The organism is Stutzerimonas sp. C6.4V (assembly GCF_058536345.1).
This window is the reverse complement of record NZ_JBZUBM010000001.1, coordinates 203843-228226: the sequence shown is the minus strand read 5'-3', so window position 1 is coordinate 228226 and position 24384 is coordinate 203843. Positions and strand designations below refer to the sequence as shown.

The window sequence follows — 24384 nt, the reverse complement described above, 5'->3', positions numbered from 1 at the left end:
GCTCCCGCCCGGTGGCGTCACGCCGGTTCGACCAACATGCGGCCGACCATTTCCATGTGCAGCGCGTGGCAGAACCAGCTGCAGTAGTACCAATGCAGGCCGGGCTTATCGGCCGTAAAGGTGATGGATGAGGTCTGCTGCGGGCTGATTTCCATGCTCGCGCCGTGGTTGGTCATGACGAACCCGTGGGACACGTCCTCGATCTGGTCGATGTTGGTGATGGTCACTGTGACTTCGTCGCCCTGCTTGACCGTGAACTCGGTCAGCCCGTAGGTCGGCGCCATCGAGGTCATGTACACCCGTACCTTGTTGCCGTCACGGATGACCTTGTTGTCGGTCTCCAGATTGATGCCATCCTTTTTCGCGCGCTCTACGGTTGGGGCAAAGAACGGATCGTTGCGGTCCCAGATCTTCTTCGGCTTGATCTGGTCGCGACGCGCCAGGATGCAATCGTGGGGTTCGGCGTAGGTCGGGCCGTCGTGCACCAGCTTCATTTCCTCTCCGGAGATGTCGATCAGCTGGTCGTTTTCCGGATGCAGCGGGCCGGTCGGCAGGAAGCGGTCCTTGGAGAACTTGCACAGCGCCACCAGCCACTTGCCATCGGCTTCGCTGGTTTCGGTCAGGGAGGCATGCAGGTGACCCGGCTGGTACTGCACATCCAGCTTCTGCCTGATGTAGTTGACCTTCTCGCCCTTGTAGGCGCGCACCGCATCGGCCATGTTCCACTTCACCACCTGGCTGTCGATGAACAGCGTGGTGTAGGCGTTGCCGCGGCCGTCGAAGGTGGTGTGCAGCGGGCCAAGGCCCAGCTCAGGCTCGGCGGCGACTACGTCACGCGGGTCCTTCAGCTTGCCGTCGAATAGGTCATCGAGCTTGGCGATCTCGATCATGGTCACGGTCGGCGACAGCTTGCCGGCGGAGATGAAGTACTTGCCGTCGGATGAGGTGTTGCAGCCGTGCGGGTTCTTTGGCACCGGAATGTAGCGGGTGAATTCGGACCCGGCGCGACCATCGACTACCGGCACTTTCGAGTCACCAATGGTGGTGAACTTGCCGGCCTTGATCGCCGCCTCGATGCGCGGGATGTTGTAGACCACCACCCAGTCGCGCTCGTTGCGCATCATGCCGCCCAGGTCATAGGCCTTCTCCGAGTTGTAGCAGGTGGAGGCGGCGTACTTGCCGGAATAGTCGGCGTCGGTGTTATCCAGGTTGCCATCGACGATGACCTGGAAGGCCATTTCCATCTTCTCGGCGTCGATGACGTTGAACATGGTGTAGCTGTTCTCGGCCTGGAGATCGAATGTGGTGCCATCGTTCGGATGCGGGATGACGAATTCGGCGTTGGCGAACACGTACTTGGTGTGCGGCACCTTCTGCAAGCGCAAGCCGTGGATGGCCTGGACGTTAGGAATGGTGAGCATCTTGTCGCACTTCATGATGTCGAGGCGGATGCGCGCGACGCGGCTGTTGGCCTTGTCGTTGATGAACAGGTACTTGCCGTCGTACTTGCCGTCGGTCATCGAGATGTGCGGGTGATGGCAGTCGCCGTTCAGGAACTTGGCGCTGTCGCCCATGATGTGACGGCTTTCGTTAGTCAGGCCCCAGCCGGTGGCCGAATCCACGTTGAACACCGGGATGCGCATCAGCTCGCGCATCGAGGGGATGCCGATCACGCGCACTTCGCCCTGGTGGCCGCCGCTCCAGAAGCCGTAGTAGTCGTCCAGCTCCCCCGGCGCGACATGTATCTTCTGCTGCGCATCCTTGACCGCTGCCGCCCAGCTCTCGCGAGTCATGACCGCTCCGCCGAATGCGGTGGCAGCCACGGCGGCGCCGGTCAGGGCGCTGGCACCGAGGAAGCCGCGGCGACTCAGGCCGCCCTTCGCCAGTGCTTGCGGGTTCTTGGTTTCTTTGTCGCTCATGTGATTGCTCCTTGTGGACAACATCAGTCAGTCAAACGATCGGTTGCGAGCGCTCGCGGTCAGGCGTATCGCTCTGTGGGTCCATTAGCTGCACCACCGGGATCAGCGCAGGGCCGGCCGGGGCTTTCTTGCCGCGCTTGGCGCGCTTGTTCTTCACGATCAGCGGCGGGCACTTGTTTTCGTTGTGATAGGTCATCTGGCAGTCGAGGCAGTAGTGGCACTCGTTGTGATTGATGTGCCCATCGGGATGGATTGCCTGCACTTCGCATTCGTTGGCGCACACCTGGCAGGGGTTGCCGCACTCCTTGCGCCGCTTGAGCCAGTCGAACAGGCGGAAGCGGCCTGTGATCGCCAGCCCCGCGCCCAGCGGGCAGACGTAGCGGCAGTACACCTTGCGGGTGAAGATGTTGATCGCCAGCAGGAACACGGCGTAGGCCACGAACCACCACTGGCGGTCGAACTTGAGGGTGATGGCGGTCTTGAACGGCTCCACTTCGGCGGCCTTCTCGGCCATCGTCATGGATTCCAGTGAGATGCCGAACAGCACCAGCAGCACGATGTACTTGATCGCCCAGAGCCGCTCATGGACCGCGAAGGGCACCTCGTACTGGCGGATCCTGAGCTTGCGCGCGGCCTCGTTGATCAGCTCCTGCAGCGCACCGAAGGGGCACAGCCAGCCGCAGAAGACCCCGCGCCCCCAGAGCAGGATGCTGGCCGCGGTGAAGGTCCAGAGAATGAAGATCACCGGGTCGGTGAGGAACAGCTCCCAGCGGAAGTCCTGCACCAGCGCATGCACGAAGGTCAGCACGTTGACCACCGACAGCTGGCCCAGGGCATACCAGCCGATGAACACGACAGTGAAGATCAGGTAGCCGTGGCGCAGCTTCTTCAGGAAGTTGGGGTGCTGGGTGAGCTTGTCCTGCATGAAGAGGATGACGGTCAGCAGAAGCAGCGCGGCGAGGATGACGCCAATCTGGAAGCTCTGCTGGTACCAGATGGTGACCCACATCGGCCGGTTGGCTTCCTCGATGGCAGCCAGCTCCTCAGCGGTCGGTTGCGGCCGCTCGATGTAGTCTTCGGGCATCTGGTAGGGCAGCTCGAAGCTGGTAAAAATGCCGCTGATAGGGCCGGTCTGGCGGCGCACCAGCAATTCCAGGGTCCAGACCGAGCCGGGGTCGAAGGCCGCGTGCTCACGAACGATGAATATCGCCATTTCGCTGAAGTCCGGCATGCCTTCGGCGTACACGTCGTCCAGGCGCTGGAAGTCCATGTCGCGAAAGCTGATGACGTTGCCGAACTGGCGCAACTGCACCCGATCGAAGATGCCACCACGCACGTAGCCCGACCCCTTGAACGAGTATTCACCACTGGCCATCACTGCGACGGCGTGCTCGCCTGGCTTGAGCGCCCCCATCAGGACGGCGTAGTGATCGTCGCCAAGTAGGGTCCGTCCGATGGTGGGCGGGTTCAGGTGGGTGGCGTAGAGATCGATAAAGGTCTCGCCGGCTTCTTCCGGTGAAGCTTCGTCAACGCCCTCGGCTTCGGTGCCTTTGAAGGCCTGGTTGATATCGCCCTTGGTCAGGTGCAGGCGGCGAATCGCGCCATTGCCGGTCAGCTCGTTCCAGTTGGCGGGCTCGTAGTAATCCTCACGAACGGTGGCAGGCTTTTGCGCCGCACCGGCCTTGTCTTCAACCAGCCCGAGCGAGACCGCTACATCGTGGGCGGCGCGCATGACGATCTCATTGACCACCATGACGGTGACGGTAGCCCCGGTGACCGCGTCGATGGTGACCGCCTTTTCGTCGCTGGAACGGCCGACCACGACCCGCTGATCGACCTTGATGCCCTGATATTTAGCGGTGAACGCGTGCAGCTGCTCGACCGGAATGCCCACCAGCAGGATCGGCTCATGATGCTCAAGCACATAGGCATCGACGATCACGCCCTTGGGATCGAGCAGCACCTGCAGGTTGATCGGCTTGCCGGAATAGGCAGGAATATCCACCACGTTGATGGTCTGGAAGGCATAGCCCAGCACGTCGTCGTTCTTGGAAAGCGTGCGGACCTGATAGGCGCCCGCTGGGGCCGACACCTCTGCGCCGGGGAAGAACTGATCGATGCGTTGCTGCTCGAGCGGGTACTCCTTGGCCTGCAGGGCAAAGACACCGAGCACCAGAGTCAGCAGCAGGATAAAGCCATGTCCCCAGGTGCGCTTGATGCCAGCTGCGAGAGAGAAAGGGGACTTCATAACCAACCTACTGCATCCGCTGAATGTGGAGCCGATGGTAGGGAGGGGACCGGGGCGTTCCCTTGACAACTATCAAGTTTGATCGCAGCAGTAATATCAATAGGCCATGCCGCACCCAATGCATGCCAATGCCCCTTCGCCAGGTCGGCTGGCGGTGCCTGGCATGGCTCAAGCGCCACAGCGCGGCGAACGCTGCGCCGTGGCAGTCAGGAATGGGAGCGGACCTGTGGTGATCTGCCTGTCATAGACGGTCAGGCCGCGTTTCACGCGGCCTGACGAAAACCCACAGTGATTTTTAAAGCAGTCCTACCCCAGCCGTCTCGGCGGGGTCAGATAGGCGGCCGTTGCGCCACGCCTGGCTTCGCTGGCCTTGATTTCCATCTTCGCGATGCTGCGCAGATGAACCTGGTCGGGGCCGTCGGCAAAGCGCAGGGCACGCCCGCCGGTCCACATGTCCGCCAGCGGTGTGTCAGGTGTCAGGCCCATCGCGCCGTAAGCCTGCATGGCTCGATCGGCCACGTTGGTGAGCATTTTCGGGACCAGCGCCTTGATCATCGAGATTTCCTTTCGCGCCGCCTTGGCGCCTACTTCATCGATCATCCAGGCGGTCTTGAGCACCAGCAGGCGCGCCTGTTCGATCTCGATGCGCGACTCGGCAATCCAGTCGCCGATGTTCGAGTATTGCTGCAGATACTTGCCAAATGCCTTGCGTTCCTGGCAGCGCTCGACCATCAGTTCCAGCGCCAGCTCGGCCATGCCGATCGAGCGCATGCAGTGATGAATACGACCCGGCCCGAGTCGCGCCTGGGCCATCATGAAACCATCGCCCTCCTTGCCCAGCAGATTGACCACCGGCACCCGCACGTTCCGCAGTACCAGCTCGCTGTGCCCTTCCGGCGCGAGGTGATTCATCACCGGAATGTTACGTACCAGCTCGACGCCGGGCGTGTTAAACGGCACCAAAATCATGCTCTGCTGCTGGTGGGTCTCCGCGTCCGGGTCGGTCTTACCCATGACGATCAAGAGCTTGCAGTTGGGGTGCGAGGCGTTGGTGATAAACCACTTGCGACCATTGATCAGGTAGTCATCGCCATCACGGCGGATCAGCGTCTGGATATTGGTGGCGTCGGAGGACGGAACGTCCGGTTCGGTCATGGCAAAGGCCGAGCGGATCTCGCCTTCAAGCAAGGGCTTCAACCAGCGCTCGCGCTGCTCCGGCGTGGCGAACAGGTGCAGCAGCTCCATATTCCCCGTATCCGGCGCGTTGCAGTTGAACACCTCCGAGGCCCAATGTACGCGGCCCATGATCTCGGCCAGCGGGGCGTACTCGAGGTTGCTCAGGCCCATGCCCGGCTCATCTTCGCGTAGAGACGGCAGGAACAGATTCCACAAGCCTTCGGAACGCGCCAGGGCCTTCAGGTCTTCCATGAACGACACGGGATAGTGCCCGGCCGCCACCTCCTCATGCCTGGCGCCTACCCGCGGCACGATGTACTGGTCCATGAAGGCGAGCAGTTGCTGACGCAGCGCTTCTACGCGCGGGCTGTAGGCGAAATGCATGATGGGCCTCGGCTGAACGGACTGGGCTGGATGCGCGCAAGATAGCCTGCGGCAGGCGCCGGGCAAACCACCCTCATGCCGATGAATCAGCCACAATCAGCAGGCCATCGAAACCCCCGCCGGTTGACCGGGATCATCGCCAGCAACGCGCCAATGGACTAGGCGCGGGCAACGGGCAATGGGACGCTACCAGTGGATGTAGAACATCCCCTTTGCCAGCAGCACGATGCCAACCATCTGCAGGAAGATTGCCCAATGGATGCGCCGATAGCGCGCCGGGGTCATCCGACCCGAGCGCAGCAGCATCGCAACCATGCCAAAGGTGAAGAACACGGCAATCGCCAGCAGAATCTTCAACGAGAGCAAGGCCCCGAAACTGCTGGCGAAGGGGTTCGCCAGCGCCTGGCGGTGATACCAGGCCAGGCCGATGCCGGCGCCGTAGACGAACACCACGACCCAATGCAGAACCACGCGCAAACGGGCGCCGACCGCCTTGTCAACCTTGGCCATCAGCGCCGGCTCCATCTGCTGGCGCACCCGGCTGAGCACGGCTACCTCGACGAACAACGTTCCGATAAAGAAAATCGCCGCCAGCAGATGGGTGACATGCAACAGGGAATAACTCATCTCCAGTCCTCTACAAAACGGTGATCCGCACAGCGGCGGTTGCGCCACAACGAGGCCATTGAGCTCGATGGGTCAATGGGCGCAGAGGTGCGAGTCGCGCCCCGGCTGATTCGGGCAGCTTGCCACGCTTGGTCGCACAGGCAAACCAGGCAAACCAGGCAAGCCGGAGCGACATGCTGCTGCCTGGCAACGACTCGCAGCGCCGGGCCCCAGCCGCAGGAAGCGCGGCTATGGTTCAATGCGATCGATAGAGTTCCGCCAGGAGGCCCCCATGCAGGTCGAACTGATCGAAATACGCGACCACCTGAGTCGTTTCGCCCCTTTCGACGGTCTGCCGGACGATACCCTCGACGAAATAGCCCGTCAGATCGAAGTCGGCTACTTCAAGGCCGGCAGTGAAATTCTTCGCTATGGAGAACCGATCCAGGACCTGCACTACATCCGCAGCGGCGCCGTGGATATCTACCGGCGCAACGGTGAACTGTACAACCGCCTGTCCGAAGGTGAGGTGTTTGGCCAGTTCGGCCTGCTGCGCGGCCACAAGGTGCGACTGCCGGCGCAGGCGATCGAGGACAGCCTGATCTACTTCATTCCCGGAGCACTGTTCGAGCAGCTGTGCGAGGCAAATGATGCCTTCGCCGACTTCGTCGAGGCCGAAGGTCAATCACGCCTGAAAGCGGAGGAACCCCAGGGAAAGGCCAGCGAGCTGATGAAGATCAAGGTGCGCAAGCTGGTCACCCGGCGCACCGTGAGCGTGCCGCTGGGCACCAGCGTGCAGGAGGCCGCCCAAGTGATGAGCGAGCATGGCGTGTCCTCGCTGGTGATCTTCGGCCCGCCCGCCGATGCCGCCCAGGCCTCACAGGGACTGGTCATGGCCGGCATTACCACCGACCGCGACCTGCGAATACGGGTACTGGCTGAAGGCCTGCCGCTGGACACACCCGTGGATCAGGTGATGTCGCCCAACCCGATCACCATCCAGGCCGACGACTCGGTTTTCGAAGCGATGCTGTGCATGTTACGCAACAACATTCATCATCTTCCGGTAGTGCATCGTCAGCGCCCGGTGGGGGTAATCAACCTCTCGGACATCATCAAGTATGAGTCGCAGAGCAGCCTTTATCTGGTCAACAGCATCTTCAACAAACAGTCAGTGGCCGAGCTGCAGGCCTTGCTGCCAGATCTGCGCGCGACCTTCCTGCGCATGGTCAACGAAGAAGCGACCGCACACATGATCGGCAGCGCCATGGCCGGAATCGGCCGCAGCCTGACCCATCGCCTGCTGGAGCTGGCGGAGCAGCGGCTGGGCCCTCCCCCAGTGCCTTACTGCTACATGGTGCTGGGATCGATGGCACGTGACGAGCAACTGATCGTCACCGACCAGGACAATGCGCTGGTGATCGACAACCGCTTTGACCCGCGAATCCATGATGAGTATTTCCGCCAATTGGCAAGCTTTGTCAGCGACGGTCTGGCGGCGTGTGGCTACACCTACTGCAAAGGCGGGATCATGGGCAGCAATCCCAAATGGCGCCAGCCGTTACGGGTCTGGCGAAGCTATTTCACCCAATGGATAGAGCAGCCCAACCCGGAAACCCTGCTCAACGCCTGCATCTTCTTCGACCTGGACAGCGTCTACGGCGAGACCGAGCTGGTGGAGAACCTCAAGGATCTGATCGCGCAGAAAGCCAGCAGCAACCCGTTGTTTCTCGCCAACCTGGCACGCAATGCGCTCAATCGCACGCCGCCGCTGGGCTTTTTCCGCACCTTCGTGATGGAGAAGGATGGCCAGCAGAACAACATCATCAACCTCAAGGGTCGAGGCACCGCGCCACTGACCGATCTAATCCGAGTGCACGCTCTCGCCGCTGGCTCGAAGGCCCAGAACTCACTGGAGCGTCTGGATGCCATCGCCGCAACCAAGCTGCTGACCGAAGATGCCATCGCCCAGTTGCGAAATGCCCTGGAGTTCCTTTCCATCGTGCGCATTCGCCACCAGGCCATGGACATACTCGAAGGGCGCGAACCGGATAACTACATAGAACCGGAAAAGATTTCCTCCAACGAGCGGCACAACCTCAAATCGGCCTTCCAGGTGTTGAGCAATGCGCAGCAGTTCCTGCGTTTCCGCTACCCGGGTCAGCTGCAGAACCGACCACTATGAGGCGAAACAGGCCTTTGGCAGCACCGGACTGGCCGGCCGTCTTTGCCCAGCTGGCGCAGACGGCGCGTGATCCGCGCCTGGTACGGTTTTACCAGGCCGGCACGGTTAGCGCCGACACGCCGCTAGAGCAGGCGCCATTGCTGGCCCTCGATGTCGAAACCACTGGTCTCGATAGCCGCAAGGACTCGATCGTCAGCGTTGGCCTGGTGCCGTTCGACCTGCACCGCATCCGCTGTCGCGAGGCCAGTTACTGGGTAGTCAAGCCGATTTGCGAGCTAAGCAGCCAATCGGTCACCTTTCACCACATTACCCACTCGGATGTCAGCGATGCGCCCCGCCTGGCCAGCGTGCTCAACGAGCTGCTCACGATCATGGCCGGCAAAATCATAGTGGTGCACTACCGTAACATCGAACGGATGTTTCTCGACCAGGCGGTGCGTCACCTGCTCGGGGAAGGATTGCAATTTCCTGTGATCGACACCATGCAGCTGGAAGCCCGTCTGCATCCGCGCAGGCACCGGCCTGGCTGGCTGCGGCAGATGCTGGGCAGACAACAACCGGTATCCATACGCCTTGCCGACAGCCGTCTGCGCTATGGTTTGCCGTTGTATCAAGCCCACCATGCGCTGACCGATGCCCTGGCTACCGCCGAGCTGCTACAAGCGCAATCGGCCCAGCACTACCCACCCGCTACGGCAGTGGGCGATCTCTGGAATTGAAAAGGCGCGACCGCTAACGGCCGCGCCTCGTTCGATAGCCTGCCAGGCTGATGGTTGGTTGCGGCGCTGCCGATGACGGCATACGCCCCAACCATCAGAGCATGCGCCTAACCCACCCTACCGCGGCTCGCTCATCAAGCCTTTGACGATGGACACGCAGCCCACCAGCAGCACGATGGTGAATGGCAGGCCGGTGGACACCGCCATGGCCTGTAGCGCAACCAGGCCGCCGCCAAGCAGCAGCGAAATCGCTACCACGCCCTGCAGGATCGCCCAGAAGGCCCGCTGTGGCACCGGCGCGTTGACCTTACCGCCAGCGGTGATGGTGTCGATCACCAGGGAACCGGAGTCCGATGAAGTCACGAAGAACACCACGACCAGCAGAATGCCGACAAAGGAGCTGATCTGCGCCAGCGGCAACTCGCCGAGCATGGCGAACAGCTTCAGCTCCAGCGCCGCATCCTGCGCGCCGGTAAACCCATCGGTGACGAACTGGCCGAGGGCGGTGCCACCGAAGGCTGTCATCCACAGCACCGAAACCAGCGAAGGCACCAGCAGCACGGCGATCAGGAATTCACGCACGGTACGGCCACGGCTGACACGGGCGATGAACATGCCAACGAAGGGTGACCAGCTGATCCACCAGGCCCAGTAGAACGCGGTCCATCCCTGGCTGAAGTTCGCGTCCTCACGGCCGATCGGGTTGGACAATGCCGGCAGGTTAGCCAGGTAGCTGCCCAGGTTGCTGAAAAAGCCGGTGAGGATCGCCACGGTCGGCCCAACGATGATGATGAACAACAGCAGCAACAGGGCCAGAACCATATTGATTTCAGAGAGGCGCTTGACTCCCTTGTCCAGCCCCGCCAGCACCGACATCAGCGCGATTACCGTGATACCGATGACCAGCAGGACCTTGCTGACGTCGGTGTTGGGCATGCCGAACAGGACCTCGAGCCCACCCGCAGCTTGCTGAGCCCCCAGGCCAAGCGAGGTGGCCAAGCCAAACAGCGTCGCGAATACCGCAAGGATATCGATGATGTGCCCAGGCCAGCCCCAGACCCGCTCACCCAATAATGGGTAGAAGATCGAGCGAATGCTCAATGGCAAGCCCTTGTTGAAGGAGAACAGCGCCAGGGCCAGGGCCACGATGGCGTAGATCGCCCAGGGATGAAGGCCCCAGTGGAAGATGGTCGCGGCCATACTCAGGCTCGCAGCAGCCTGAGCATCACCGGCGGCTGCGCCCAGGGGAGCCCAGTCGGTACGCACACCATTCTCTACCGTGGTGCCGCCCATTGCCGTGGAGAAGTGCGACATGGGTTCCGCAACACCGTAGAACATCAGACCGATCCCCATGCCCGCAGCGAACAGCATGGAAAACCATCCCGTGTAGGAATAGTCCGGCGTCGCCTCCCTGCCGCCCAGGCGCACCCTGCCCAGAGGTGACAGAATCAGGCCCACGCACAGCAGAACGAAAATGTTCGCTGCACCCAGGAAGAACCAGGCGAGATTCGTGGTTAACCAGTCGCGAATAGCAGTAAACAGCGGCTCGACATCGCTGCGCAGGGCGAGCGTGATGATCACGAACAGGACGATGGTTACCGCTGAGATGCTGAAAACCTTGCTGTGAATATCGAGAAACTTGCGTTTGATGTTGTCCTGACCGATGACATAGTCGGTGTCGATCAGATTGGCCGCCCCTGTTGGGGCGGGGATACTCTCCACGGAATTTTCCGCGTGTTTTTTCCCAGGGTTATTTGCCACCTGTTGTTCTCCTTGTTATTCGCTGACGGATCTAAACACTGGCAGCAGGACGGTCGACCGGTTAAAACCGGGCGACTTCCGCTCTGCTTGATGATCCTAACAGCCAAGTTTCAAGGCACGCAGGTCAGGGACCGGCATCGACAATCTCACGCCCGTCACTATTGCGAACCGGGACTTGACGACCTGCGGACCCTTTGTTGCGGGGATTTACGCTGACTGCGGCTTACAGGAGGAACAAATAACGACGTGGCCAAGTCACGCGGGTACGAACATCAGCCGCAGCCGGGATGGAGTTTTGTGCCGCCTCGGCAGTGGCCAGCTAGCTAGACATCCCGTGGGGCGAGCTGAAAAGGCAGTTCGGCAGCGCTTGGAATGTGAGCACTGCTCTCGACCGTGGCCGAACGGCTTGGTCGAAGCAGGCGCGACGCGGCCTTGATCTCTTGCCGCCTGACAAGTCAGCGATCAGTGTCATGACGCCGGGATCAGCCCCAGCGCCACTGCGACAGTCGGGCGGGCGAAGGGGGGGTTAGCGTTTGCGATTGACCGTGAGTGCGGCACGAATGACGTCAGCACCGATTTCCGACTCATAGGACTGCCATACAGGCATCATCCTTTCGCGCCACGCCTGACGCTGTTCCGGTGTGAGAGTAATCAGCTTGCTGGTGCCGCTGGCCGCGATTCGATCACGGTCGCGCTGGTTCAGTGCTGCGGCTTCCCTGTTCACCGCCTCGGTGACCTCCATCACGATACCTTCGAGTTCCGAGCGCACCGCGAACGGCATGCTCATCCAGAACTTCGAGGTGGTCACCAGCATGTAGTTGAGCACGCCGTGGTTGCTCTCGGTAATGAAGGGCTGGACCGTATTCATCTTCTGGCTGGCGATGTTCGACCAGGGGTTTTCAGCCCCTTGCACCGTACCGTTCTGCAGGGACTTGTAGACGTCGGCAAATGGCAGTCGTACCGCCTGGGCGCCCACGGCACCGAACTGGGCTTCGAGCACAGCAGAGGGCTGGATACGAAACGCCAGCCCAGCGGCATCTTCCGGCTTGACCAGCGCGCGAGTGGCTGAAAGCTGCTTCAGGCCATTGTTCCAATAGGCCAGGCCATAGATTCCGGAATCAGCCATGGAGCGCAGCAGCTCGCGACTCATCTCACGCTTCTGGAACCGCTGCACCGCCGCTTCGTCATCGAAGAGGAACGGAAGGTCGAATACCTGAAGCTTCCTGGTGTACTTGTCGAATTTCGACAGCGATGGGGCAAGCATCTGTACCTTGCCGTCCAGCAACGCCTGCATCTCATCGGCGTCGCCCACTAGCGTCGAGTTCGGATAGACCTCGACTTTCACTTTGCCAGCAAGGCGCTCCTGAACCAGTTTCTGAAACATCAGGGCGCCCTTCCCCTTGGGCGTATCGTCGGCCACCACGTGCGCAAACTTGATGACGATAGGCTCGTCTTCGGCCGCCAGGGCCGGCGAGCTCAACCAATAAAGGGCTGCGACCAGCGCAGCGATACAAGGCTTGTACATCTGACCCCCAAACGGAGAACCGAAAGCGCCTCGTGAGCGCCTTTCGAGAGATTGATCGATGATATGGAAGGCTCACGCAACGGCGTGAACCTTCCACCAGTTCGAGTTAGCCAGAACATTCCGACTGCGGCGGTCGGTGGCTGGCCTTTATTGAAATGAGGTTGACTCGGAGCCGTACGCCGGAGCCGATGCCAACCCCGAGGAAGTCTTCGTGATCACCGAGAGGGGCACAAGGCTGGAAAACCCCAACCAGGTCTCAAAACGGCACATTGTCGAACGCGCAAGCCATGCGCTCTCGCCCCCGGATCTGCCTGCCATGTGAGGGTGCTCCGCATGGCACCGGAGCAGAAGATCATCATCGGCGGTTGACGGTCAGCGCCGCACGCATCACATCGGCGCCGATTTCCGCTTCGAACGTTTTCCAGACCGGCCGCATCTTGTCGCGCCAGGCCTGGCGCTGCTCCGGGGTGAGCGTGACCAGAGTGCTGCCACTGGCAAGGATGCGTTCGCGTTCGCGCTGATTGATCGCAGCCGCTTCGGCGTTAACCGCCTGGGTGACTTCGAGCAGGATGTTGTCAAGCTCCGAACGCACCGCGAAGGGGATGCCCGCCCAGAACTTGGCGTTGGTCACCAGCATGTAGTTGAGCACCCCATGATTGGTCTCCGTCACGTAGCTCCGACTGGCCCCGGCATACTGGCTGCGGATGTTCGACCATGGCCCCTCTGTGCCCTGTACCGTGCCGTTCTGCATGGCCTTGGCCACCTCGGCGAACGGTAAGCGTACGGGCTTGGCACCCACTGCGGTGAACTGGGCTTCAAGCACTGGCGAAGGCTGGATGCGAAACGCGAGCCCTGCCGCGTCGGCCGGATTGCGCAGCGGCTGGCTAGCCGTCAACTGCTTGAGACCGTTATTCCAGTAGGCCAGTCCGTAGATGCCGCGACTAGCCATCGATCGCAGCAGCTCCCGGCTTGTCTCGCGCTTCTGGAAGCGCGCCACTGCAGCCTCGTCATCGAACAGGAACGGCAGGTCGAAGACTTCCAGCTTTGGCGAGTAGTCAGTGAACTTGGACAGCGACGGCGCCAGCATCTGCACCTTGTTGTCCAACAACGCCTGGATCTCATCGGCGTCGCCAACCAGCGTCGAGTTCGGGTAGACCTCGACTTCCACCGTGCCCGCCAGGCGTTCACGTACCAGCTTCTGGAACAGCAGGGCGCCCTTGCCCTTGGGGGTGTCCTCCGCCACTACGTGGGCGAACTTGATGATGATGGGTTGCGCGGCGTTCGCCAGTGGCGTGAACAACAGCAACAACGCAGCACATGGCACAACGATGAAAGACTTGAACATTTTTACCCCCACGGGAAACAGGCTCGATGCGACACCTTGTGAGCATCGTTCGAGTGGTGAATTGCGATTCGGTATGGTTCAGCCGGCACCTGGTATGGCGCGCCTGAAGAGGTACAGCGAGGTGACCACGGCTCGGTGACGCAAGTCACTGGCTGGTCTTTATTGGAATGGCGGTGACCCATCAGTGCGGGTTAGCCCTGACGGGTCAAAAGCGCGGGCAGTGTTGGCCATCGGCGGCTCTGGCACAAGGCTTGAAGGGCAAACCAGCTCTCAAAACAGCGCATTGCGCTCATCGGATAAGCCGAACTTTCAAACCGGGCCTCATTTCTACTGGGGACGTCCTCGACCGATCCTACCTGCCATGAACGATATCCCGACCCAGCAGAGCCCGAATACCACTGTGATCGACTGCCTGATCGTCGGAGGAGGCCCAGGCGGGCTTACCGCTGCGCTCTATCTCGCCCGGTTCCGCCGCAGCTGCCTGGTGGTGGACGCCGGCTCCAGCCGCGCTTCATGGATTCCGCGTTCGCATAACTATCCGGGGTTCCCGCCTGGCATCAACGGCAACGAGCTTTTGGCTCGCTTGCGCGAACAGGCCAGCGGTTACGGCGCGCGCCTGGAGCATGGGCGTATCGAGCAGATAGAACCCCACGCAGAAGGCTTCAGCGCACGTTACGGCGACAGCATATGCGTGACCCGGCGGATCATCCTGGCCACGGGCATCGAAGACACCCTGCCCGACATGCCCGATGTGGCGCAGGCCATCGGCGATGGCAAGGTCAGGCTCTGCGCGATCTGTGACGGTTACGAAGTGGACGGTCACAATGTCGCGGTCTACGGCGAGGCGGAAAACGCGATCAGCCACGCAGTGTTTCTGCGTACCTTCACCGACCGCGTGACCGTGGTCGTGCATGGCGAGCCCAACGCCTGCGACCAGGCCATCGCCCTGGCCGAACACTATGCGATCCGCGTGATCAGCGACCGTGTCGAGTCCCTGCACCCCTGCGAAACCGGCATCGAACTGCTGACCTGCGGTGGCGAACGGCACCACTTCGACATCATCTATCCCAACCTGGGGGCGCGCTTTCGCTCGGAGCTGGCGGTGCAGCTGGGCCTGGATTGTGACGAATGCGGCGGCATATGGGCCGACGACCACCTGCAGACGTCGATGCGCGGCTTGTACGCCATCGGCGATGTAACCATGGGCCTGAAGCAGATAAGCGTTGCCATCGGGCAAGCTGCACAAGCGGCCACCGCTGTGCACAACAGCCTTGAAGCCAACCCCTGGGGTGGCTCGGTAGCAGGCACGGTGCGATAGCCCGGCACTGACCGAGCGGAGACAGGCCAACTCGCCAGACAAACGCGACGAGGCCGCCATGCAATAGACGTGAACCGAGCGCGTGCCGGTCTCACCTGAGCTAGAGCGGTAATCCCCAACGCAAAGCTTTATCATCCATTCAGTGGTGTCATGGCCGAAGGGTGAATTCCCCCGTCCGGATTGCTGTCATCTTCTTACCGCCGAGCGGATAGTCTTCAAACGCCGAGGAATCAATGAGCACCAGCCCTGAGCCGTCCACACCCAAGAACCTGCCCCTGGCCCGGAGTAGGCTGCGGTTTCCTGTGGTTGGGATCGGTGCCTCGGCAGGCGGCCTCAAGGCGTTGCTGGCTTTTTTTGAAAACATGCCAGCCGATTGCGGCATGGCGTTTGTGGTCATCATGCATCTCTCGCCAAAGCATGAAAGCAACGCCGACAAGATTCTGCAAAAAGTCACCCGCATGCCTGTCCTGCAGGTCACACGGCCCGTACCTATCGAGCGGAAGCATGTCTATGTGATTCCACCGGCGATGGACCTGTCGATGAACGATGGCTATCTGCGCCTGCAGCAACCCGAGCGTGAGCGCGGCGCTCTGGTCGCCATCGACTTGTTCTTCCGCACGCTGGCCGACGTACATCACAACCACGCCGTGGGTGTCGTGCTAACCGGCACGGGGTCGGATGGCTCGGTCGGGCTTTCGCGCATCAAGGAGCAGGGCGGGGTCACCCTGGCTCAGGCACCGGATGACGCCGAATACGACTCGATGCCGCGCAGCGCCATCGAAACAGACATGGTCGATATCGTTTTGCCGGTCGCGGATATGCCGCAAAAGCTGGTAGAGCTGCGTCATAACCTGGAGGTGTTGCTGGCGCGGCAGTACCCGGTCGTGTCTGCAGGCGATAGCGAACAAGCCGGAGAGGCGCAGGGCGAGGTCGAATACGCTCAGGCCCATGCACAGTCCAAACCGAACGAGCTGGCGCTGCGCGAAATTCTCGCAGCGCTGCGAGCCCGCACCGGTCACGACTTTCGCCACTACAAGCAAGCCACGGTCCTGCGTCGCATCGAACGCCGGATGCAGGTCAACGCGCTGCGTGACATGCCCAGCTATGCACGGCATCTGCAAAATCATCCCGAAGAGACCCCTGCACTGCTCGCCGACATGCTCATCGGCGTGACCAACTTCTTTCGCGACCGCGAGGCGTTCGAAGCACTGGAGCGCGACATCCTCCCTTCGCTGTACGAGCAGAAGCTGAATAGCGACGACAAATCCGTGCGTGTCTGGGCTGCGGCGTGCTCGACCGGCGAAGAAGCCTACTCTCTGGCCATGCTGCTGGCCGATCAGGCCGGGGTCAGCGGCGTCAAGGGTGAAGTCCTGTTACAGGTGTTTGCCACCGATATCGACGACCGCGCGCTGGAAACTGCCCGCGCCGGACTCTACTCCGAGGCCATCGTCACCGATGTGCCTCCAGCACGGCTGCGGCAGTATTTCGTCAAGGAACAGAATCATTACCGGATGCAGAAGGACCTGCGCGAGCGGATTCTGTTTGCCCGTCACAACCTCCTGCGCGACCCTCCGTTTTCTCGGCTCGATCTGATTTCCTGCCGCAATCTGATGATCTACCTGGATCGCGACATCCAGATCGAAGTGCTGCGCATGTTTCACTTCGCCCTCAATCCAGGCGGCTACCTGTTCCTCGGCAGCTCGGAAACTGCCGATGCGTGCAGCCAGCTGTTCACGCCGGTGGACAAGAAAAACCGCATTTATCGGGCCAAGGAAGTGTCCAGCTCCTTGCGTCGCCCGCCTGCGGGTCCGTATCAGGGTTTCACGCTAGCCCCAGCCAGCCGCCCGCCCTTCAGCGAACCCTCCAGGCGCAACCGGAAGTTCTCCTTTGCTGACGTACATCAGCGCGCGCTCGAGCAGTACGCACCGCCCAGCGTCATCGTCAACCACGACGCTGAAATCGTGCACATGTCGGATCGGGCCGGTAACTTCCTGCGCTATGTGGGTGGCGAACCCTCGCTGAACCTGACCACGCTGGTGCACCCGCAGCTGCGTCTTGAGCTGCGCACGGCGCTCTATCAGGCCACGCACACCGGGAAAAGCGTGGAAGCACGGCGGGTGCGCCTGGAACGGGACGACCGCAGCTTTTACGTGAACATGGTGGTGCGTCCGTTTCGTGATAACGAAGCCGGCAGCGACTACATGCTGGTGATCTTCGACGAGGTCGAGGCCTGTATGGACCCCAGCACGCTGGCAGATCCAGACACCAAGGACAGTGTGCTGACCCAGCTCGAGGCGGAACTGCAGCAGACCAAGGAACGCTTGCAGATCACCATGGAGCATTCGGAGACCAGCACGGAGGAATTGCGGGCCTCCAACGAGGAACTGCAGGCCATCAATGAAGAGCTGCGCTCGGCCACCGAAGAGCTGGAAACCAGCAAGGAAGAGCTGCAGTCGATCAACGAGGAACTGACCACGGTCAACTTCGAGCTCAAGGCCAAGGTCGATGAGACCAGCAAGATCAACGATGACCTGCAGAACCTGATTTCCTCCACCGACATCGCCACGGTCTTTGTCGACCGCAAGATGCGCATCAAATGGTTCACGCCCCGCGCCCAGGACATCTTCAACGTGATCGGCAACGACGCCGGCCGGTCGCTGTTCGACATCACCCATCGCCTGGACTACCCGCAACTGCATACCGATGCCGCCAAGGCGTTCGAGGAGCTTCGCCTGGTCGAGCGCGAGATTGGCTCCAAGGGCGCCAATCGCTGGTATCTTGCGCGTTTCCTGCCCTACCGCACCCTGGACGACCGTATCCAGGGCGCCGTATTGACCTTCATCGACATCACTGACCGGCGCCGTGCCGAAGACCAGCTGCGTGCCGGTGAAGCCCATATGAAGCTCCTGGCGCAGAGCACCAAGGGCTACGCAATCATTACGCTGGACCGCGACGGCTACATCACCACCTGGAACACCGGCGCCGAGCACATCTTTGGCTACACCGAAAAGGAAGCCATCGGCCAGCACGTCGAAATGATCTACAACGAAGAAGACCGAAAGGCCGGTGTGCCGGAAGCCGAGCGCAAGCGTGCGCTGCAGCAGGGACAGGCAACCGATGAGCGCTGGCACTTGCGCAAGGATGGTTCGGCGTGTTTCTTCAGCGGCCTGGTCAACCCGCTGGTCGACAGCGATGGCAAGGTCACGGGCTTTGCCAAGATTGCCCGCGACCTCACCGAGGACCGTCAGCGCAACGCCGAGCAACAGAGCGAGCTGGCCAGCATCCAGGCCGCCAACATCCAGAAGGACCAGTTCTTCGCCGTGCTCTCCCATGAGCTCAAGCATCCGCTGAACCTGATCCAGCTGAACACGGATCTGGTCGCTCGATCCCAGGCTGCGAAGAATTTTCCAACCCTGCGCAAGGCCACCCAGTCGATCCAGAACGCGGTTCGCAGCCAGTCGCGGATCATCGACGACCTGATGGATGTGTCGCGCATTCGTACCGGCAAGCTCAAGCTGCAGTTTTCTACACTGCAGTATCAGGACGTACTGCGCGGCATCGAGGCCGTGTTTGCACCCCTGGCCCAGGCCGAGAACGTGACGTTCGAGGTTTACAAGCCAGAGCAGCCGATCTACGTCTTTGCCGATCCGACGCGGCTCGACCAGATGATCTGGAACCTGCTGAATAATGCCTGGAAATTCACCAAGGGCGGCGAGCACATCTGTCTCCAACTCGAACGCGAGGGAGACCTTGCGCGCCTCGACGTCATCGATACCGGCGAGGGCATCAGCGCCGACTTCCTGCCCAAGGTCTTCGACATGTTCGGCCAGGCCGAAATGCAGCACGCCCAACGCTCCAAACATGGACTGGGCATTGGTCTCGCGCTGGTCAAGCAGCTGGTCGAAGCGCACCACGGCCGCATCGAAGCCTTCTCCGAGGGCATTGGTCGTGGTGCGCGGTTCAGTATCTGGCTGCCTATCCATCTGCAGACCGAAATGGAGCTCAGCGGGCTGGTCGAGAGCAGCGAGGACGGCGGCCTCTCGGGTATCCGGATTCTGCTGGTGGATGACTCACCGGACATCCTCGAAACCATGTCCGAGCTTCTGCAAAGCGAAGGTGCCGAAGTGACCACCGCCGACGGTGGCGCACGGGGCATCGAACTGGCCCGGCAGGCTTCATTCGACGTGATCGTTTCGGACATCGGCATGCCTGAGATCGACGGCCACAAGATGATGACCGCGATCCGCCATAATGGACTGAACATGACCACGCCAAGCATTGCCCTGACCGGATACGGCACCCTGCGCGATGTGGAGAAGGCCAAAAGCGCCGGATTTACCCTTCACCTGCGTAAACCCATCGACCTGCAGGCGCTGATCGATGCGGTGACGCAAGCGGTGCAATAGCTTGTTGCGGGTTCCCACGTTCAGCCGTGGGCACCCTCTCCGACCTGATCGACGCAGTCGGCAGGCTCGCTGTTCGGCGCCAGATCAGCCTTCCTTCCCTATCCCGTACCCCCGCAGCTTGTTGGCCACGGTGGTGTGCGAAACGCCAAGCCGTTTGCCCAGCAGCCGGCTGCTGGGATGGCGTTGATACAACTCCTGCAGCACGGCCTTTTCGAAGCGGCCGACGATACTGTCCAGATCGCCGTCCAGCGAGAAGCCACCCAACGGCTGCGGTGAACCGTAGTCCGGCAGGCGGATATGCTCGGGCTTGATCACCCCGCCCTCGCACAGCGAAACCGCCTGGAACAGGGTGTTCTCCAGCTGCCTGACGTTGCCCGGCCAGTGATAGCCGGCCAGCCGCTCGAGGGCTGCCGATGACAGGCTCGGCAAGGCGCAGCCGATCTGCCGGCTGGCCTGGTCGAGAAAGTGCAGCGCCAGCGGCTCCAGCCCGTCCAGGCATTCACGCAGCGGCGGAATGTGCAGCGACAGCACGTTGAGGCGGTGATACAGATCCTGGCGAAACTCGCCCCTGGCGCAGAGTTCGGACAGATCCAGCTGCGTGGCGCAGATCACCCGCACATCCAGGTAGACCTCCTCATCGCTGCCGACCCTGCGAAAGCAGCCATCCTGCAGAAAGCGTACGAGCTTGGCCTGCAACCGCGTGCTCATCTCCCCCACACCGTCGAGAAACAGCGTGCCGCCGGCGGTCAGCTCGAGCAGGCCAAGCTTGCCTTCGGGCCGCGCGCCTTCGAACGCGCCAGGGCCGTAGCCGAACAGCTCCGTCTCGGCCATGGATTCCGGCAGGCCCGCGCAATTGAGCGCCATGAACGGCGATTGCCCGCGCGGGCTGGACAGGTGACAGGCGCGCGCCAGCAATTCCTTACCAGTACCGGTCTCGCCCTCGATCAGCAACGGCGCATCCAGCGGCGCCATGCGGCGTGCCTCGCGGACCACCGCAGCCATCACTTTCGAACTCTGGAAGATGCTGTCGAAGCCGCGCAGCTCCTGCTTGCGCACGTTGTAGATACGCTCGCCCACCCGATCGGCGCGATGCAGCGTGAGCACCGCACCGGCCAGGGCTTCGCTGTCATCGTGCTCCGACTGCAGCGGCGCAATGTCTGCAAGAAAGATGTCGCCCTTGACCGTCACGCGCAGGCCATTGATCCGCGCCTTATTTCTGCGCACCAGCTCCGGCAGGTCGAAATCCTCGGCGTAGCGCGACAGGCTCATGCCCGGCACCTCATCCACGCGAACCCCGAGCAACTGCGCCGCGGAACGGTTGGCCGCGACGATGGCGCCAGCCATGTCGATGGACAGCACCGGAAATTCCAGCGCGCCGAGCAACGCATTGAGCTCCAGCGAATGCCGTTCGCTGGGCATCAGCCCAACCTTGCGCACCTCGAACACGCCTTGCAGCGCCTCGATCTTCGGTCGCAAGGCCTGTAGCTGCAGGTTCATCAGGTTGGGGCAATGCAGGTACACAGCGTTGCCATGCTCGCCGCCCACTTCGCCACGCGCCACGTTGATGCCGTAGGCGACCAGCAGTTCGAGCATGTCACGGAGGATGCCAATGCGGTTCTGGCAGTGAATCTTGATACGCATGCAAGGGTGCCTTTGGCTTGTTGTTATAAGCGGCGCCGGGGATTTCTGCGAAGCGCCGTTGATTTTCGTCAAGATTATTTGACAGACACGACGGCGAGCAAGGCGATATTTGCCCTATGGCGCCGCATCGTAATCATTTCGTTACGCAAGAAAGGTATCTGGTCGCACCCTTCAAGCTGGCTACAGCCTCGCCAAGGCATGAAAGCCGAGGTCAGATGAGGCATCCATAACAACAAGACTCAGGCGGCCGCCCCGCTCAGGAGGTCAGATGAAAGCCACCAAATACGTTGCTCGCGAGCCGGATGCGTACGGTCACATCCACTACCCGGACAGTGAACACGCGGTTTGGCAAACGCTGATCGAACGCCAGCTGAAACTGCTCGACGGCCGCGCATGCCAGGAATACCTGGATGGAATCGAGCAGCTCTCCCTGCCCCACGACCGCATCCCCCAGCTGGGCGAAATCAACCGCGTGCTGGATGCGACCACCGGCTGGCAGGTCGCCCGGGTCCCAGCGCTGATTCCGTTCCAGACCTTCTTCGAGCTGCTGGCGAGCAAACGCTTTCCCGTCGCCACCTTTATCCGCACCCCGCAAGAACTGGACTACCTGCAGGAACCAGACATCTTCCACGAGATCTTCGGCCACTGCCCGCTGCTGACCAACCCCTGGTTTGCCGAGTTCACCCACACCTACGGCCAGCTCGGCCTCAAGGCGACCAAGGAAGAGCGCGTCTACCTGGCGCGACTGTACTGGATGACCATCGAGTTCGGTCTGGTGGAGACTTCAGCCGGTCGGCGCATCTATGGTGGCGGCATCCTCTCCTCGCCGAAGGAGACGCTTTACAGCCTTTCAGACGAACCCGAGCACCACGCATTCGACGTTGTCGAAGCCATGCGCACCCCTTATCGCATCGACATCCTGCAGCCGGTGTACTTCGTCCTGCCCGAGCTCAAGCGGCTGTTCGATGTGGCGCATGAAGACATCATGGCCCACGTCCGCACCGCCATGAACCTCGGCCTGCACCAGCCAAAGTTTCCGCCGAAAGCGGCGTAGGGTGGAAGACTGCGAAGCATCTTCCACGCGTGGGTTCGTCCCCAACGACGTCTCCCGGCGGCGCGGGTTGTTTCGACCGTTTGGTGGATGAGCCTCTGGCGTCATCCACCCTACGTTGCTCGGCAACGCGGCGGACCGAACCCCACGCGTGGACAAGCCTGCGGCGTTGTCCACCCTACGCTGCTCAACTCATATGCCCATCAACACAAGGACCCAACCATGACCGCCCTCACCCAAGCCCACTGCGAAGCCTGCCGCGCCGACGCGCCCAAGGTCTCCGATGACGAACTGGCCGAGCTGATCAAGCAGATCCCGGACTGGAACATCGAGACCCGCGACGGCCACATGGAGCTGGAGAAGGTCTTCCTGTTCAAGAACTTCAAGCACGCCCTGGCCTTCACCAATGCAGTCGGCGAGATCGCCGAAGCCGAGGGTCATCACCCGGGCCTGCTCACCGAATGGGGCAAGGTCACCGTGACCTGGTGGAGCCACTCGATCAAAGGGCTGCACCGCAACGACTTCATCATGGCCGCGCGTACCGACGAGGTTGCGAAAACCGCCGAGGGCCGCAAGTGAAACACTTCGCTGATGTCGCGCGGGTTCCAGGCGATCCGATTCTCGGCCTGCTGGATGCCTATCGCGCCGATCCCAATCCGGCCAAGCTCGACTTGGGCGTAGGCGTGTACAAGGACGCCTTGGGCCTGACGCCGATCCCCAAGGCGGTGAAGCTGGCCGAGCAGCGATTGATCGACAGCGAGCAGACCAAGAGCTACATCGGCGGGCATGGTGATCCGCTGTTCGGTGAGCAGCTGCTGAAACTGGTGCTCGGCGAGGGCTCGCCAGCGCTGGTCGCAAACCGAGCCGGCTGCACCCAGACCCCGGGCGGCACCGGCGCCCTTCGGCTGGTCGGCGACTTCATCGCCAAGTGCCTGCCGGGTCGCAGCCTCTGGCTCAGCGATCCGACCTGGCCGATCCACGAAACCCTGTTCGCCGCCGCCCGCTTGAAGGTCGAGCACTACCCCTATGTCGATGCGCAGAACCGCCTCGACGTGCCGGGCATGCTCGCCGCGCTGGAGCAGATTCCGTCGGGCGACGTGGTGCTGCTGCACGCCTGCTGCCACAACCCCACCGGCTATGACCTCAGTCAGAATGACTGGCGCCAGGTGCTGGAGATCGTGCGTCAGCGCGAGCTGTTGCCGCTGTTCGATTTCGCTTACCAGGGCTTCGGCGATGGACTGGACGCAGACGCCTGGGCGGTACGGCTGTTTGTCGAAGCGCTGCCGGAAGTGCTGATCACCAGTTCCTGTTCGAAGAACTTCGGCCTGTATCGCGAGCGCACCGGCGCGCTGATCGTGGTAGCCGCCGACGGTGAATCGCTGATCGACGTGCGCAGCCAGTTCGCCTCGGTGGCGCGCAACCTCTGGTCCACGCCGCCTTCGCATGGCGCGGCCGTTGTGGCGACGATCCTGGCCAACCCCGAGCTGCGTCAGCTCTGGCAGCAAGAGGTCGCCGCCAAACGCGAGCGCATCGCCGGGCTTCGTCAGGGGCTGGTGGAGGCGCTGGCGCCTCATGGCCTGGCCGAGCGTTTTGCACACATTGCCCGGCAGCGCGGCATGTTCTCCTACACGGGGCTGACCGCCGAGCAGGTGCTGCGTCTGCGGCGTGAGGATGCGGTCTATCTGGTGGAAAGCGGACGGGCGAACATCGCCGGACTGGACGCCGCACGACTCGACCAGCTGGCCGCCTCGATCGCCCGAGTCGTGGCCTGAGCTACCGACATCAGGGGCTGGGTCTATCCCGCCCCGTCTCCCATCTGACCAAACAACAACTTCAGGGTGCGCCCAGGTCGCGGTCTGTCGCGCGCTGGGGCGACCTCAAGCTGAAGCTGCCGCAGCAACCTGGCCAGCGATAGAAAGACGCCGTGGCCGCGATGTGCAGAATCCATTGGTCTCCCCCCTTTCCTTGAAGGCCAAATGCGCGTGCCAACCTCGCGCGGGCCTGATGTCGAGGCCAGGCACAGGTCCCGCTTTTTGCCACCGCGTAGTGGAACTCGACCTCACCGGCCCTGTCATAGCACTATGACATCACCCATCGAGT

The 24384-nt window shown here is 61.8% G+C and carries 15 protein-coding genes; 7 read left to right on the top strand and 8 right to left on the bottom strand.

The genetic code is table 11. From position 1 onward, the window contains the following. Positions 1 to 17: 17 nt before the first annotated feature. From nosZ to AC4LFW_RS01005, 4 genes are all read right to left on the bottom strand, one after another. A complete protein-coding gene (nosZ, locus tag AC4LFW_RS01020; RefSeq protein WP_491817020.1) occupies positions 18 to 1919 on the bottom strand; it encodes a TAT-dependent nitrous-oxide reductase in 1902 nt (633 codons plus the stop codon). Between the two features lie 31 nt (positions 1920 to 1950). Then, entirely contained in the window at positions 1951 to 4167 is a 2217-nt protein-coding gene (gene nosR, locus AC4LFW_RS01015) for a transcriptional regulator NosR (RefSeq protein ID WP_491817019.1), read from the bottom strand. Between the two features lie 306 nt (positions 4168 to 4473). Then, positions 4474 to 5727 (bottom strand): acyl-CoA dehydrogenase family protein, encoded by a 1254-nt coding sequence (locus AC4LFW_RS01010; protein ID WP_491817018.1) that lies wholly within the window; start codon positions 5725 to 5727, stop codon positions 4474 to 4476. Positions 5728 to 5913: 186 nt separating this feature from the next. Next, entirely contained in the window at positions 5914 to 6354 is a 441-nt protein-coding gene (locus tag AC4LFW_RS01005; RefSeq protein ID WP_491817017.1) for a CopD family copper resistance protein, read from the bottom strand. Positions 6355 to 6625: 271 nt separating this feature from the next. On the opposite strand from AC4LFW_RS01005, the gene AC4LFW_RS01000 reads away from it, so the two are divergent. Both AC4LFW_RS01000 and AC4LFW_RS00995 read left to right on the top strand, forming a co-directional pair. After that, positions 6626 to 8518 (top strand): DUF294 nucleotidyltransferase-like domain-containing protein, encoded by a 1893-nt coding sequence (locus AC4LFW_RS01000; protein ID WP_491817015.1) that lies wholly within the window; start codon positions 6626 to 6628, stop codon positions 8516 to 8518. Then, complete coding sequence (locus tag AC4LFW_RS00995; protein WP_491817013.1) at positions 8515 to 9237, top strand: 3'-5' exonuclease; 723 nt, start codon at positions 8515 to 8517, stop codon at positions 9235 to 9237. The genes AC4LFW_RS01000 and AC4LFW_RS00995 overlap by 4 nt, the downstream gene beginning before the upstream one ends. Before the next feature lie 117 nt (positions 9238 to 9354). Here the strand turns inward: AC4LFW_RS00995 and AC4LFW_RS00990 are convergent, their stop codons facing one another. From AC4LFW_RS00990 to AC4LFW_RS00980, 3 genes are all read right to left on the bottom strand, one after another. Continuing rightward, complete coding sequence (locus AC4LFW_RS00990) at positions 9355 to 10959, bottom strand: BCCT family transporter (protein ID WP_491817011.1); 1605 nt, start codon at positions 10957 to 10959, stop codon at positions 9355 to 9357. Positions 10960 to 11524: 565 nt separating this feature from the next. Beyond that, positions 11525 to 12523, bottom strand: coding sequence for a TRAP transporter substrate-binding protein (locus AC4LFW_RS00985; RefSeq protein WP_491817010.1), 999 nt, complete (start codon positions 12521 to 12523; stop codon positions 11525 to 11527). Between the two features lie 355 nt (positions 12524 to 12878). Further along, positions 12879 to 13868 carry a TRAP transporter substrate-binding protein gene (locus AC4LFW_RS00980; protein WP_491817008.1) on the bottom strand — a complete coding sequence of 330 codons (990 nt, stop codon included), beginning with the start codon at positions 13866 to 13868 and terminating at the stop codon, positions 12879 to 12881. Between the two features lie 361 nt (positions 13869 to 14229). Here AC4LFW_RS00980 and AC4LFW_RS00975 point away from each other — a divergent pair, with 361 nt between their 5' ends. Both AC4LFW_RS00975 and AC4LFW_RS00970 read left to right on the top strand, forming a co-directional pair. Beyond that, positions 14230 to 15186, top strand: a complete 957-nt coding sequence (locus tag AC4LFW_RS00975; protein ID WP_491817006.1) for an NAD(P)/FAD-dependent oxidoreductase — start codon at positions 14230 to 14232, stop codon at positions 15184 to 15186. Between the two features lie 233 nt (positions 15187 to 15419). After that, the gene (locus tag AC4LFW_RS00970) at positions 15420 to 19592 is read left to right on the top strand and encodes a CheR family methyltransferase (RefSeq protein WP_491817004.1); all 4173 of its coding nucleotides are present in this window, start codon (positions 15420 to 15422) and stop codon (positions 19590 to 19592) included. 84 nt (positions 19593 to 19676) lie between these two features. Here AC4LFW_RS00970 and AC4LFW_RS00965 read toward each other — a convergent pair whose 3' ends face one another. After that, a complete protein-coding gene (locus AC4LFW_RS00965; protein ID WP_491817002.1) occupies positions 19677 to 21233 on the bottom strand; it encodes a sigma-54-dependent transcriptional regulator in 1557 nt (518 codons plus the stop codon). Between the two features lie 268 nt (positions 21234 to 21501). Here AC4LFW_RS00965 and phhA point away from each other — a divergent pair, with 268 nt between their 5' ends. The 3 genes from phhA to AC4LFW_RS00950 all read left to right on the top strand — a co-directional run bounded on the left by phhA (position 21502) and on the right by AC4LFW_RS00950 (position 24056). Beyond that, entirely contained in the window at positions 21502 to 22287 is a 786-nt protein-coding gene (phhA, locus tag AC4LFW_RS00960; RefSeq protein ID WP_491817000.1) for a phenylalanine 4-monooxygenase, read from the top strand. A gap of 219 nt (positions 22288 to 22506) precedes the next feature. After that, positions 22507 to 22863: a 4a-hydroxytetrahydrobiopterin dehydratase gene (locus AC4LFW_RS00955; RefSeq protein WP_021207507.1), complete on the top strand. Its 357-nt coding sequence runs from the start codon at positions 22507 to 22509 to the stop codon at positions 22861 to 22863. Continuing rightward, entirely contained in the window at positions 22860 to 24056 is a 1197-nt protein-coding gene (locus tag AC4LFW_RS00950; protein WP_491816998.1) for an amino acid aminotransferase, read from the top strand. Before AC4LFW_RS00955 ends, AC4LFW_RS00950 begins: the two co-directional genes overlap by 4 nt. Positions 24057 to 24384 lie beyond the last annotated feature (328 nt).

Coding starts and splice junctions, on each gene's coding strand:
- nosZ (WP_491817020.1), bottom strand. CDS start 1,919: ATGAGCGACAAAGAAACCAAGAACCCGCAAGCACTGGCGAAGGGCGGC.
- nosR (WP_491817019.1), bottom strand. CDS start 4,167: ATGAAGTCCCCTTTCTCTCTCGCAGCTGGCATCAAGCGCACCTGGGGA.
- AC4LFW_RS01010 (WP_491817018.1), bottom strand. CDS start 5,727: ATGCATTTCGCCTACAGCCCGCGCGTAGAAGCGCTGCGTCAGCAACTG.
- AC4LFW_RS01005 (WP_491817017.1), bottom strand. CDS start 6,354: ATGAGTTATTCCCTGTTGCATGTCACCCATCTGCTGGCGGCGATTTTC.
- AC4LFW_RS01000 (WP_491817015.1), top strand. CDS start 6,626: ATGCAGGTCGAACTGATCGAAATACGCGACCACCTGAGTCGTTTCGCC.
- AC4LFW_RS00995 (WP_491817013.1), top strand. CDS start 8,515: ATGAGGCGAAACAGGCCTTTGGCAGCACCGGACTGGCCGGCCGTCTTT.
- AC4LFW_RS00985 (WP_491817010.1), bottom strand. CDS start 12,523: ATGTACAAGCCTTGTATCGCTGCGCTGGTCGCAGCCCTTTATTGGTTG.
- AC4LFW_RS00980 (WP_491817008.1), bottom strand. CDS start 13,868: ATGTTCAAGTCTTTCATCGTTGTGCCATGTGCTGCGTTGTTGCTGTTG.
- AC4LFW_RS00975 (WP_491817006.1), top strand. CDS start 14,230: ATGAACGATATCCCGACCCAGCAGAGCCCGAATACCACTGTGATCGAC.
- AC4LFW_RS00970 (WP_491817004.1), top strand. CDS start 15,420: ATGAGCACCAGCCCTGAGCCGTCCACACCCAAGAACCTGCCCCTGGCC.
- AC4LFW_RS00965 (WP_491817002.1), bottom strand. CDS start 21,233: ATGCGTATCAAGATTCACTGCCAGAACCGCATTGGCATCCTCCGTGAC.
- phhA (WP_491817000.1), top strand. CDS start 21,502: ATGAAAGCCACCAAATACGTTGCTCGCGAGCCGGATGCGTACGGTCAC.
- AC4LFW_RS00955 (WP_021207507.1), top strand. CDS start 22,507: ATGACCGCCCTCACCCAAGCCCACTGCGAAGCCTGCCGCGCCGACGCG.